General features: G+C 56.3%; 8 protein-coding genes. 7 read left to right on the top strand and 1 reads right to left on the bottom strand.

The features are described 5' to 3' along the window. Positions 1-109 precede the first annotated feature (109 nt). From argS to thrB, 4 genes are all read left to right on the top strand, one after another. Positions 110-1,774, top strand: coding sequence for an arginine--tRNA ligase (gene argS, locus GP473_RS06115; protein ID WP_185770044.1), 1,665 nt, complete (start codon positions 110-112; stop codon positions 1,772-1,774). A gap of 5 nt (positions 1,775-1,779) precedes the next feature. Next, positions 1,780-3,174: a diaminopimelate decarboxylase gene (gene lysA, locus GP473_RS06110; protein WP_246394712.1), complete on the top strand. Its 1,395-nt coding sequence runs from the start codon at positions 1,780-1,782 to the stop codon at positions 3,172-3,174. 263 nt (positions 3,175-3,437) lie between these two features. Beyond that, positions 3,438-4,772 carry a homoserine dehydrogenase gene (locus GP473_RS06105; protein WP_185770043.1) on the top strand — a complete coding sequence of 445 codons (1,335 nt, stop codon included), beginning with the start codon at positions 3,438-3,440 and terminating at the stop codon, positions 4,770-4,772. Positions 4,773-4,792: 20 nt separating this feature from the next. Continuing rightward, positions 4,793-5,716, top strand: a complete 924-nt coding sequence (gene thrB / locus GP473_RS06100) for a homoserine kinase (protein ID WP_185770042.1) — start codon at positions 4,793-4,795, stop codon at positions 5,714-5,716. 27 nt (positions 5,717-5,743) lie between these two features. On the opposite strand, the gene GP473_RS06095 is transcribed toward thrB, so the two are convergent. Beyond that, entirely contained in the window at positions 5,744-7,483 is a 1,740-nt protein-coding gene (locus GP473_RS06095) for a long-chain fatty-acid--CoA ligase (protein ID WP_185770041.1), read from the bottom strand. A 392-nt stretch (positions 7,484-7,875) separates the two neighbouring features. Here GP473_RS06095 and rho point away from each other — a divergent pair, with 392 nt between their 5' ends. From rho to GP473_RS06080, 3 genes are read left to right on the top strand one after another with little or no spacing between them, the layout of a single operon-like run. Further along, positions 7,876-9,795: a transcription termination factor Rho gene (gene rho / locus GP473_RS06090; protein ID WP_425488601.1), complete on the top strand. Its 1,920-nt coding sequence runs from the start codon at positions 7,876-7,878 to the stop codon at positions 9,793-9,795. Positions 9,796-9,797: 2 nt separating this feature from the next. After that, the gene (gene prfA / locus GP473_RS06085) at positions 9,798-10,874 is read left to right on the top strand and encodes a peptide chain release factor 1 (RefSeq protein WP_186276715.1); all 1,077 of its coding nucleotides are present in this window, start codon (positions 9,798-9,800) and stop codon (positions 10,872-10,874) included. Positions 10,875-10,880: 6 nt separating this feature from the next. Next, positions 10,881-11,909 (top strand): N5-glutamine methyltransferase family protein, encoded by a 1,029-nt coding sequence (locus GP473_RS06080; RefSeq protein WP_186276714.1) that lies wholly within the window; start codon positions 10,881-10,883, stop codon positions 11,907-11,909. Positions 11,910-12,038: the final 129 nt, after the last annotated feature.

The following is a 12,038-nucleotide window of genomic DNA, read 5'->3' as shown; positions in this document are numbered from 1 at the left end:
GACACGACCTATTCCCATCCAGCGACGCTGAGCGATCGTATTTCTCCACGACAACACTAATGACCACTAACGCGAGGAACCCAGAGTGCAGTTGCTACTCTTTAGCACTGTGACTCCTGCAGAACTTTCCGCCTTAATTACAGATGTTGCTCGTAGCGTGTTGGACGAGCAGAACTTGGATAGTGGCGTCGTTGAAAAACCAGCGACTGTTGAACGTCCACGTAACCCAGAACACGGTGACTATGCAACTAACATTGCCATGCAGTTAGCAAAGCGAGCCGGTACAAACCCACGCCAGTTGGGTACCTGGTTGGCTGATGCCCTCGCTGAGAAAGAAGGCATTGCGGAGGCCACGGTTGCTGGCCCAGGCTTCATTAACATTCGGTTGGCCGCCGAGGCGCAGGGAAAGATCGTCGCTGACATTCTGGCCGCTGGTTCGGGTTACGGAACAGGTGACGAACTAGCGGGACAGTCCATCAACCTAGAATTTGTCTCAGCCAACCCGACTGGGCCGATTCACTTGGGCGGTACGCGGTGGGCTGCGGTGGGAGATTCTCTTGGGCGAGTGTTAGCAGCTCGCGGCGCCACAGTGACCCGTGAGTATTACTTCAATGATCACGGTACGCAAATAGACCGCTTTGCTCATTCTCTGATCGCTGCGGCTAAAGGTGAGCCGACGCCAGAAGATGGCTATGGAGGCGACTACATCCACGATATCGCCGGTCAGGTCGCGCAGGCCAACCCACACTGGTCCGAACTGGATGAGGCCGCCGCCCGCGAGTTGTTTCGTTCGCAGGGTGTGGAGCTCATGTTTGCCCACATCAAGCGCACCCTGAAGGAATTCGGTACTGAGTTTGACGTGTACTTCCACGAGAATTCCCTGTTCGAGTCCGGTGCGGTTGACAGGGCCATTAGCACGTTGAAGGCTAATGGCAACCTCTATGAAGCTGATGGTGCATGGTGGTTACGCTCCTCCAATTTCGGTGATGATAAAGACCGCGTGGTCATCAAATCCGATGGCAACGCCGCCTACATCGCTGGAGACATTGCGTACATCGTGGACAAGATTGAGCGCGGTCACGATCTGTGTATATACATGCTTGGAGCCGATCACCATGGGTATATTGCGCGCCTGAAGGCAGCTGCTGCAGCGTTGGGATACGACCCCGAACAGGTTGAGGTTCTCATCGGCCAGATGGTCAATCTGGTCAAGGACGGCAAGGCCGTCCGTATGTCTAAGCGTGCAGGTACTGTAATCACCCTTGATGATCTAGTCGAGGCTATCGGCGTGGATGCGGCTCGTTACGCGTTGATCCGTTCCTCGGTGGATTCCTCCTTGGATATTGACATGGATCTGTGGGCTTCTCAGACGTCTGATAACCCGGTGTTCTATGTTCAATACGGTCACGCTCGCCTCTCTTCCCTTGCTCGTAAAGCTGTGGACTGTGGTGTGGAAGCAGAGGACGCAGATCTGTCGTTATTGACTCACCCTCGGGAGGGCGACTTGATCCGTACTCTGGGTGAGTTTCCGAAGGTTGTCGCCACGGCTGCGGAATTGCGTGAGCCACACCGTGTCGCCCGTTACGCAGAGGAACTGGCGGGTACATTCCACCGTTTCTACGATTCTTGTCAGATTCTGCCGAAGGGTGAAGAACCGACGGGCGCTGATGCAGCTCCGGTGTTCCGAGCTCGTTTGGCATTGGCCGCTGCTACCCGCCAGACTCTGGCCAACGCCTTGGGTTTGGTTGGTGTTTCAGCTCCAGAAAGGATGTAGATACAGTGGATCCACTGGTTCATCTGCCATCGGTGCCATTGCGCCAAAGGACGCAGTCCACTGAGGAGTTCAACGCCATTCCCGCCCACGTGTATCCGTGTAATACCGCGCGACGCGCTGATGGGGTGATGTCCGTGGCCGGTGTGCCTTTAACGGACATCGCTGAGCGTTATGGAACCCCGGCCTTTATCTTGGACGAGGATGATTTTCGTAGTCGCTGCCGCCGGCTTGCTAAGGCTTTTGGGGGTGGCCAGCGCGTGCATTATGCGTCGAAAGCTTTCATCTCCAAGACAGTGTGCCGTTGGGTGGCTGAAGAAGGACTCGCACTTGACGTGGCGAGCCAAGGTGAACTGCAGGTTGCTTTAGCCGCGGATTTTCCACCGGAGCGCATCACCGTGCACGGAAATAATAAGTCTCGTGATTTTCTCACTCTGGCCGTGGAATCCGGCGTCGAGCTCATTGTTATCGATTCTCTCCAGGAGATTTCTCTCTTATCCGATGTAGCTACTTCTGTTGGCTGCGAACAGGATGTTTTGGTTCGCGTGACTCCGGGTGTGCATGTCGATACCCATGAATTCATCGCCACGTCCCATGAAGATCAGAAATTCGGTTTCTCTTTGGCCTCTGGTGCAGCGTATCGCGCCGCCATGGCTTGCGTAGATGCAAAGAATCTTTCCTTCCGTGGTTTGCATTGCCATGTTGGTTCTCAGGTTTTCGATGCTGCGGGATTTGTCTTGGCGGCGGAACGCTTACTGAAGATGTGGGCTGGGTTGTTGCAGGAGCTGCCCCGTGAGGAGGGGGAGCGGCTGAACATTTTGGATCTCGGTGGTGGGTACGGCATCGCCTACATGCCAGATCAGCAGGCATTGGATGTGGAGCATGTCGCGGCGAATCTGTTGGAGAAAGTCGCTGAAGCCTCGTATAAGGTGGGGGTCCCTCGCCCAGTGGTGAACGTGGAGCCCGGCCGCGCGATTGCTGGTCCGTCTATGGTCACCGTGTACCGTGTCGGCACCGTGAAGGATGTGGAGACGTCGGATCGAACCGTTCGACGCTACATTTCCGTGGATGGCGGTATGTCCGATAACATCCGTCCTGCCCTGTATCAGGCAGAGTATGACGTGCGTATCGCTAATCGCGAAGTCGAGGGGGACCTGGTTCACTGCCGTATTGTCGGTTCTCATTGCGAATCGGGTGACATTCTTGTCAATGATTTGCCGGTGCCAAATGATGTGCGCCCTGGTGATCTCTTGGTGATTGCAGCTACCGGCGCCTACTGCTATTCCATGAGTTCTCGCTACAACATGATGATGCGTCCTCCGGTTGTCACTGTGAAAGACGGTGAGTCGGCGGTGATGATCCGCCGCGAAACCATTGAGGATGTCCTGTCGCTTGAGACCTAACCATGAGCCGGGCCTGAGGCCTAGCTTGCGGCCTCGTTATGGGCGCAATAGGCATCGGTCACATTTGTCGGTACTAGTGTGTACCGGAGAGTTCGCACTGTGCTGTGCATTGAGAGTTTCGCCTGGAATGAGCGGACCCGGCCCTACGACGGTGTGAGCTCTATCGCACTTAAGGCCTCCCGCGCGCCACGTCGGGGAGCTTGGTGCGTTAGACTTGCCTAGTATTTTATCCCTGCTGACGCGAACGTATCTGGAGAAAACCCATGGCTGAATCTACGTCCTACTCTGTCCGTCCAGGCAAGGGTGCTGGCGCTACTGTCGGGGTAGCCTTACTGGGGTTGGGTACCGTGGGGGCGGAGGTTCTGCGTTTGCTCGACGTCCGTGGTGACGAGTTCGCTGCTCGGGTTGGCGGAAGGCTCGAGGTGCGCGGTGTTGCTGTGAGCGATCTCTCGCGCCCACGTGAGGGAGTGGATCGTGCCCTGTTGACCGACGACGCCCTGAGCTTAGTGAAGCGCGACGACATTGATCTCGTCATCGAAGTCATCGGTGGGATCGATTACCCTCGCCAGGTCGTCAACGCGGCCTTGAAAGCCGGAAAATCTGTTGTCACTGCTAATAAGGCGCTGATCGCAGCTCATTCTGCGGAGTTGTCTGAAGCCGCTGCGAAATCTGCCGTCGACCTCTTTTTCGAGGCCGCAGTTGCTGCGGCCATTCCAGTGGTGGGGCCGTTGCTACGCTCATTGGCCGGCGACAAGGTCGAGGCAGTGATGGGCATTGTCAACGGAACTACAAACTTCATCCTCGATGCGATGTACAACCGTGGGGCTAGCTACGATGAGATGCTCGCGGAGGCCACCGAACTAGGTTATGCAGAGGCTGATCCGACAGCGGACGTCGATGGCTACGATGCAGCATCGAAAGCAGCTATTTTAGCGTCCCTAGCTTTCCACACCCGTGTCTCCAGTGACGATGTGCACACAGAAGGTATCCGCCACATCACCACCGATGACATTAAGGCGGCGAAGGCTGCCAACTCCACGATTAAGCTGTTGGCGATTTGTGAACGTCTGAAGGATGAGGAGGGGAACGAGTCCGTCTCCGCTCGTGTGTATCCGGCTCTCGTACCCCTATCCCATCCGTTGGCCAGCGTCTCTGCCTCTTACAACGCGATCTTCGTGGAAGCGGAATCCGCTGGTGGGTTGATGTTCTACGGAAATGGTGCAGGCGGTGGGCCCACTGCCTCCGCCGTATTGGGTGACGTGGTTGCTGTGGCTCGAAACATTGTGCTCGGCGGCCGTGGCCCAGGAGAGTCGACGTACGCTGCCCTTCCTATCGCGGACTTCGGCAGTATCGATACCCGTTACCATCTCGATATGGAGGTCGCGGATCGAGTGGGTGTGCTTGCAGAGGTTGCCAACGTCTTCTCTCACAATGCCGTATCCATCAAGACCGTCCGGCAGGAAGGCCTTCATGACGGCGCACGCCTAGTGGTTATCACCCACACTGCGAAAGAAGCCGATCTTGACCGCACAGTGACGTGTCTGAAGGAACTGGATGCGGTGAAGGAAATCCGCTCAGTCATCCGCATGGAAAGCTAGATGAGGCGAGGTCTTCCATCATGAGTGTTGAGATCCCCGTAGGCAAGAAGGTTCACGTTAAGGTTCCAGGTTCCTCTGCTAACTTGGGACCTGGCTTTGACACGTTGGGCCTGGCTGTGAGCCTATATGACCACCTGGATATCGAGGTCATCGATTCTGGACTCGAGGTAGAGGTCACGGGTGAAGGGGCAGGGGAAGTTCCTCTCGACGAGCGCCACCTGGTGGTGCGCGCCCTGCGTGAGGGTCTCAAAGCCGCAGACGTGACCGCACGAGGTCTCCGCGTGCGGTGCAACAATTCCATCCCGCAATCGCGTGGTCTCGGGTCGTCCGCGGCGGCAGCAGTCGCGGGGGTGGCTGCAGCAAACGGGCTCGCTGGTTTTCCTTTGGACAACCGGAAGTTGATCCAGTTGGCGTCGACCTTCGAAGGGCATCCGGATAATGCGGCGGCATCCATTCTCGGCGATGCCGTGGTGTCATGGACCAACATTCCGGTCGATGGCCACACCGCTCCGCAGTATTATGCCTCTCGTATCGAAGTCCACAAGGACATCAAAATCACGGCTCTCGTGCCAGACTTCCACGCGTCGACGGAAGCCGTTCGCCGCGTACTGCCGACCGACGTCAGCCACATTGATGCGCGTTTCAATGTCTCGCGGACCGCAGTAATGACCGTGGCATTGCGTGATGATCCTTCATTGTTGTGGGAGGGTACCCGCGACCGACTACACCAGACGTATCGCGCAGAGGTACTTCCGGTGACAGCGGAGTGGGTGAACCGCCTGCGCAACCAGGGCTATCCAGCGTTCCTATCGGGTGCGGGACCGACCGTCATGGTGCTGCACACGGATGAGATAGACAAAGACTTGTTGGCAGATGCTAGCAAGCGGGGCATTCGCATTCTCGAGCTCGATGTAGCCGGCCCTGTGGAAGTTAGCGTGGATTAAAATCCAGGGTGGTTGACCCTGCTGTAGTTATTCTTCGCGTTCGCCGGGGGTGCGTAGTTTGATGATGTCGTATTCGCCATCGTGAAAACTCTGCCGGATGTCTTTTTTGTCGAATTTATCGACCGACGTCTTGGGAATGCGACTCACAAACGTCCAATACTCTGGGGCCATCCAGCGTGGCACTTCATTGCTGACCGCAGCGTGCAGCAGTTCCGCCATTGCACGGTCTCCGACGAGTCCTTCACTCAGTCGCACGACGGCGAGGGGGCGCTGTCCCCACTTGTCATTGGGAATACCGACCACAGCGGCCTCAACCACCTCGCCACGCTCCATGAGGTAGTTCTCTAACGCGGCCGAGTAGATCCATTCACCGCCAGAGCGGATGGAATCGTTTTCTCGGTCATGAACAGTGAGGAATCCGTCCTCGTTGACCGTGGAGATATCGCCGGTGCGCAACCAACCGTCTTCTGTGAACCGGGATTCTGCATTGTCTACCTGCTGACCTCGGAAAACCGACGCCGACCCTCCGTGTACGGCGGCAGGGGAGTGGTAGTAACTCGCCGTCACACAATTTCCCCGTACCTGTAACTCGCCAGCGGTCCGGTCCGTATTCGGCAGGATGGTTCCATTTTTGTCAACGATGCGGTATTCCATGCTGGCCGGAAAGCGTCCTTGGGAATAGCGATAGCGCGCACGCGCTTCGCCCGCGACACCAGCTGGCGGATGTGCCACGGTTCCTACCGGTCCGGTTTCTGTCATACCCCAGGTGTGGATGATATCCACACCATACATTTCCTCCCAGGAATCGATCAGTGCAGGTGGAACCTGTTGGCCACCGGAGTAGATGATTCGCAGTGTCATTCTTTCTGGAGGGTTTTCTTTGTAGTGCTCCAGAAGGCTCCTCCAAATTGCTGGGGACCCATGGGCTGCGCGGGGCATGGCGTCGGCGATAACGTGAGCCAAATGTTCGGAAGAATCAGAACGGCCGGTGAACACTAAGGGGGCGCCGCACATGAAGGCGGAAATAGGAACTCCCCAGCTCAACACGTGGTAAATGGGCACGCAGCAGAGAAATTTCAGGCCGTTACGTATGCCGAAGGAGTCAGCGGTACGTAGGTAGAGAGCATGGAGCCAGATGGAACGGTGGCTGTACACGATTCCTTTGGGAGCGCCTTCTGTGCCAGTGGAATAGCAGATTGCCGCTGGCGCAGTTTCTGGAAGTTCAGGCCAGGGATAGTCCACACTACGTCCATCCAACAGCTCTTCATAGCCCCGGACGGTGATGTTGTGTCTGTGATCGCGGGCGAGGGCACGGGCAGAATTGACAGAGCGCAAATCCGCGCCGATGAGGATGACGGCTTTCACTGTTGGGCAGTGGCGCAGCATCGGGACGAGGCGTTCGCTGTAAGTAGGATCGCAGATGATGACGCGATCTTCGGCGTGGTTGATTACGTGGATGATTTGGTCGTCCATGAGATACCGGTTGAGGGGATGGAAGATTGCCCCCATCGCTGCCACGCCAAGCATGCTTTCCAGGTGCTCAGAACAGTTCGCCATGAAGGTAGCGACACGGTCTCCGATGCCCACTCCGAACACATCCCGGAGCCCTGTGGCCAACGCGCCAGCACGTGCTGCGATATCGCCATAAGTTGTGACTTCGGGTCTTCGGCCGAGATAGGTGGTGACAGTGGTGTGGCGATGGGCTGTTGCTCCAAAGTGGAGGATCCGCGACATAGAAAATGGGATCTCCTGCATGGTCGACTTCATGGTGTTATAGCCTACCGTTGTAGGTTCTGGCGGGGACAGGTGCTAGTCTTAGACATAACTTCGAGATTCACGCATCTGCGCAGTACCACCCCTCACATTTTTCTGCACTGTTTACTTGTTCAGCAACGAATGTGTTTGATGCTCAGCAATGGGTGTGCAGGGACTCTGTGTGTGGCTGGCCAAGCGCCCTAGGTTGCCTCGAAGAGTGGTTGAGCGTTTACTTCTTTTATTCGACGCCACTTTTTCACCACAATATTTTTCCTTCGGGTCTAAATCAGGGTCGTGTCGATCGCTCTGATTGGGGCTCAAAGATTCACCTGAAGATTTTCTACTTATCGTGTCGTTCGCGCTGCCAACGTGGAGCAGGACGACGTGAAAGGACTTTTGTGAGCCTGTCGGATATTCTCACCCGGGCCGAGACAAACGGTTTGGCTTCTCTGAAGTTGCCGGAATTGCGTCAGATCGCAGTTGCTCAGGGGTTGAAGGGCACTTCTGCTCTGCGCAAGGGGGATTTGATCGCAGCTATTGAGACTGCTGGGGGACGCGCCCATAATGGTGGCGCTCCAGTATCGGACCAGCCGGCAAAAACTACGCGGGTACAGACCACGCGGCGAAGGGGCACGCGCACGTCAGTGGACGACGCAACAGATGAGCAGTCCGGAGGCCAGGACACCCGGGCGGCGCATGTGGCCCGGACGGATCGTGATTCTAGCCCTGAGGGCGCCTCAGGTTCAGCCAATACGGGGGCGGATAAAGCTGCGGGTGTCTCCCGTGTTGACCGTGGAGATGCGGGTGTTTCCCGTGTTGACCGTGGAGATAAGGACAATGCCTCGGACAACAGTGATAATGCTGAGGATAGGGCTAGCAGCAACGGCCGTAATGATCGCACTGGCAACCGCGCTGATAACTCCGACGATGACGATAACCAGGGGCGTGGGCGTAACCGCCGTAACCGCCGCAACCGCCGCAACCGTCGCAACCGTGGGCGTGACCGCAACCAGGACAATCAAGGTAGCGATAATAACCAGGACAATCAGGGCGGAGGCCGCAACGATAGCCGTGGTAACGACCATCGTGGCCAGGATAACCAGGGCAATAAACAGGACAAGCAGAATAATGAGCCCCCTGTGCTCACCCCGGTCGCCGGCATCCTTGATTTTGCCGATGCCAATACGGCTTTCATCCGCACCACGGGATACCACGCGGGGGCGACGGACGTGTATGTGCCGATCAATATGGTGCGCAAGTTCGGGATGCGCCATGGTGATGCTATCGTCGGGGCTATTCGGCAGAAGAATAACGATAACCGCGGCGGAAATGGGGGAGGACGTGGCAACCGCGGACGTAACCGTCAGAAGTACACACCTTTGTATTCCGTTGAAACCGTTAACGGTTTAACTCCGGAATTAGCCGCTCAGAGGCCGCAGTTTTCTAAGCTCACCCCGCTGTATCCTAATCAGCGACTGCGTTTGGAGACCGAGCCCAAAGTATTGACCACACGCGTCATCGATCTGATTATGCCGATCGGTAAAGGACAGCGCGCACTGATTGTCTCCCCACCCAAGGCCGGTAAAACCACCATCTTGCAGGACATCGCAAATGCGATTTCCAAGAACAACCCGGAGTGCTATCTCATGGTTGTCCTTGTGGATGAGCGTCCCGAAGAAGTGACCGATATGCAGCGCAGCGTTAATGGTGAGGTCATTGCTTCTACGTTTGACCGTCCACCGGGAGAGCACACTGCTGTAGCTGAGCTCGCAGTAGAGCGAGCAAAGCGCCTTGTCGAGCAGGGTAAAGACGTCGTAGTACTCCTGGATTCCATTACTCGTCTGGGTCGCGCATACAACAATTCATCGCCAGCATCAGGGCGGATCTTGTCCGGTGGCGTGGATTCGAATGCCCTCTACCCACCGAAGCGCTTCTTAGGCGCGGCTCGCAATATCGAGAATGGTGGTTCGCTGACAATCATCGCGACAGCCATGGTGGAAACTGGTTCCGCTGGTGACACAGTTATTTTCGAGGAATTCAAGGGGACGGGTAACGCTGAGCTGAAACTTGATCGCAAGATTGCAGAGCGTCGCGTATTCCCGGCTGTGGATGTCAACCCTTCGGGTACCCGTAAGGATGAGCTGCTTCTGAGCCCGGAGGAAGCACGGATTATGCACAAGCTGCGTCGTATTCTGTCTGCGCTCGACCCTCAGGCAGCCATTGACCTGCTCATCAAGCAGCTGCGTAAAAACAAGACCAACCGTGATTTCATGTTGCAGGTTGCAAGCTCCGCACCGCTGGCAGGCGAGGACGAGGAGGAGTAACAATGAGCCAATCTCCGTCAATGATCGACGACATCCTGTCTGAGTACCAGGGTTTGGAAATGCAGCTGGGGGATCCCGAACTGCATAATGACCCCTCCGCCGCCCGTAAAGTGGGCAAACGTTTTTCTGAACTCCAACCGATCATCCAGACGTATGAGCGTTTGGAACAGGCTCGTGAGGACCATGAGGCTGCCTCGGAAATGGCTAGTGAAGACAAGGAATTCGCCGAAGAGACAGAACGACTCGAGGCCGAGATCGCTGAATTGGAAGAGAAACTCACGGATCTGCTCGCTCCACGCGATCCACACGATGGCGATGACATCGTGATGGAGATCAAATCTGGAGCTGGTGGGGAAGAAGCTGCGCTGTTCGCTGGCGAGTTGGCTCGCATGTACCAGCGTTACGCCGAACGCCATGGCTTTAGTACGGAAATACTTGGACTTAACGAAACCGATCTGGGTGGCGTAAAGGATATGACCATGTCTATCCGTTCCAAACAGCCATCGCGAGATGGAGCGTGGGCTGCCTTCAAGTTCGAAGGTGGAGTACACCGAGTGCAGCGTATTCCCGTCACGGAGTCGCAGGGTCGTATTCAGACCTCCGCCGCGGGTGTGCTGGTGTACCCGGAACCGGATGAAATAGAGGATGTGCAGATCGATGACAAGGATCTGCGCGTTGATGTCTATCGTTCCTCTGGTAAGGGTGGACAGGGTGTGAACACCACGGATTCGGCCGTGCGCATTACACACTTGCCAACGGGGATTGTCGTGACCTGTCAGAAGGAACGTTCTCAGATTCAGAACAAGGCTCGTGCTATGCAGGTTCTAGCTGCTCGTCTCCAGCAGATGGAAGAGGAGAAGGCTGAGGCTGAGGCTGCGGAAGGACGTGCTGCGCAGATTCGCACTATGGATCGTTCTGAGCGCATCCGCACGTATAACTTCCCTGAGTCCCGCGTCTCGGATCACCGCATTGGGTATAAGGCGAATAATCTGGATGCGGTGTTGGGGGGAGACCTCGAGGCGCTGTTCGCAGCATTGAAAGAGGCTGAGCGTCAACGTCGACTAGAAGCCGAGGACTAATCCGCTGTGGACAACACAGATCACACCCGCCTCACTGTTGACGATGCAGTGCGTGCGGGTGCCCGCGTTTTGGAGCAGGCTGGGATAGACGCACCGGTGGTGGAATCCCGTCTGCTCATGGGCTACGCTCTTGCAGATTTTCCGAGGGAAGGGGAGCCAAGGGTCGCTCTGAGTACTACTGATCTGTTCTTGAGAGGAAAAGAATCCGCACCAGAAGTGTTCACATCTTGGGTTCAACGGCGTGCCCAACGTGTACCTTTGCAGCATATTGTGGGCTCTGCAGCGTTCGCTGGCCTGGATTTTTTGAGTTCGCCGGCGGGATTTATTCCGCGTCCAGAAACGGAGTTGCTGGTGGAATGGGGTGACCGCTGGCTGCGTAGCTACTGGACGAGGCGCACAACATACGAACTGAGTCGTCGCTTATTTTCTGGTCATCTCACTGTGGTTGACGTGTGTTCGGGTCCGGGAACCATTGCCCTGGCGTTGGCTCACCGTTTGTCTTCGCTGACGACGCCAGATATAGAGATCATTGGGTTGGAACGTGACGCGGATGCTCTTGAATTGGCTCATGCAAATGAAGCCCAGCTGCGTGGAAGGGGCTTGTTGAGGGAAAACGTCGCTGTGCGGTTTATCCAAGCGGATGTGCGAGAACCGGATATCGTTGGCCGTCTCGGCCTTAGCGGCGTGGCTCAGCTGGTGTTAAGCAATCCTCCTTATGTTCCGGAAGCTGCCTTAGAGGAGGGGCTCATCAGTCCGGAAGTAAAAGCAGATCCGCATAGTGCAGTGTTCGCCGGTCCTGACGGCATGAATTTGATGAACCCGCTGGCTCAGGCGATCCATCTGCTCAGTGCACCCGTGGCGGGCGTAGCAGTGGAACACGATGACGCGAAAGGAGCCGATGTGCGTAGTGTGATGGAAGCTCATGGAATGATCGATGTGACACAGCACCAGGATTACGCGGGACGGGATCGATTTGTGACAGCTTCTATCGTGCGGGATCCTGGTTTCATTCCTCGGAGCAGGGTGTGGAAGTAGGTGGCGTCCATGCCCTCTCATGAAACCCGTGGAAATGGAACAGTGGCAGAGTGTGGAACTTGGGTTGTGTGGCACTAGAGTTAATTGCGCACACTGAGTGATTAATGAGCAATAAATAGAGCGTAATAA

The sequence above is a fragment of the Corynebacterium anserum genome, from assembly GCF_014262665.1.
GTDB lineage: Bacteria > Actinomycetota > Actinomycetes > Mycobacteriales > Mycobacteriaceae > Corynebacterium > Corynebacterium anserum.
The sequence above is the reverse complement of the archived record's forward strand: the minus strand, read 5'-3'. Positions and strand labels throughout refer to the sequence as shown.